The organism is Streptomyces sp. WM6372, from assembly GCF_001279655.1.
Taxonomy (GTDB): Bacteria; Actinomycetota; Actinomycetes; order Streptomycetales; family Streptomycetaceae; genus Streptomyces.
Genome location: NZ_LGDB01000113.1, coordinates 1 through 375, shown reverse-complemented (window position 1 = coordinate 375; position 375 = coordinate 1). Strand labels below are relative to the sequence as shown.

Annotated in this window: 1 pseudogene; it reads left to right on the top strand. The window is 74.4% G+C overall.

The features are described from left to right. A pseudogene (locus ADK52_RS09690) lies at window positions 1–271 on the top strand (sensor histidine kinase); the annotation flags it as partial. Between the last annotated feature and the right edge of the window lie 104 nt (window positions 272–375).

Here is a 375-nt window from a genome sequence, read left to right as displayed (position 1 = left end):
GGTGAAGGTGGGGGTGGATCTGGAGGAACGGCCCGCGGCCGCGATCGAGGGGATCGCGTACTTCACGGTCTCGGAGCTGCTGCAGAACGTGAGCAAGCACGCGGGGGCGCGGGGGGCGAGCGTGGAGGTCCGGCGGACCTCCGGGACCGCTTCGGGGCGGTTGCTGATCCGGGTTTCGGATGACGGGCGGGGCGGGGCCGACGTGACGGGCGGTTCGGGGCTGGGGGGGCTGGCCGAGCGGCTGCGGGCGGTGGACGGGTTGTTCACGGTCTGGGAGGTGGTGCAGAAGGTGAGCAAGCACCTGGGGGGGGGGGGGGCGGGGGTGGAGGTCCGGCGGGCCCCCGGGACCGCTTCGGGGCGGTTGCTGATCCGGGT